The sequence below is a fragment of the Mesorhizobium sp. M4B.F.Ca.ET.089.01.1.1 genome (assembly GCF_004022605.1).
Classification (GTDB): domain Bacteria; phylum Pseudomonadota; class Alphaproteobacteria; order Rhizobiales; family Rhizobiaceae; genus Mesorhizobium; species Mesorhizobium abyssinicae.
In genome coordinates this window covers 1-447 of the sequence record NZ_RZOS01001427.1, presented here as the reverse complement: position 1 = coordinate 447, position 447 = coordinate 1, and the positions used below count along the sequence as shown (strand labels likewise).

Below are 447 nucleotides of genomic sequence, written 5' to 3'. Positions count from 1 at the left end.
TGGCGCAGATGTGCGGCGGTCTCATCCCGTCCGAAGGATTCCAGCTCAAGCGACAACGCGCTTGGCGGTGGGTCCAGTTTGTCCTGGCGATGCGACCTGCAGAGCGCAACGATACGCACGCCGTCCGGTATCTGTTCTCTTAGCAAATCACGGATGAATGCCCGCGCCTCGCCAATTTCCTCCGCCGCCATCTGCGCATTGTCCGCAGCATCGATGATAATGCACAGCAAGGCTCGCGGGTTCTTGGCGCGAAGAAGGCTAACGGCTTGTTCGAGCCGAAAGATAAATTTTTTAAGATAGTCGACAGATCCCGCGTGCGAGGTCGGAATCAGCAAGTGACATAAGGTCTTGCCGGCGAGCTCGTTGACGATCTGGACGAGCGCATCCTTATGGCGATGACGGTACCCGGTTGCGCTGCGATACTGGCCGTTTCCAAAGCAATCATAG

1 protein-coding gene is annotated in these 447 nt (G+C 57.0%); it reads right to left on the bottom strand.

Annotated features, from left to right (window positions below):
- Window positions 1-447 (bottom strand): NACHT domain-containing protein (locus tag EN780_RS37790; protein ID WP_128276668.1); only part of this gene is annotated, 447 nt, incomplete at both ends.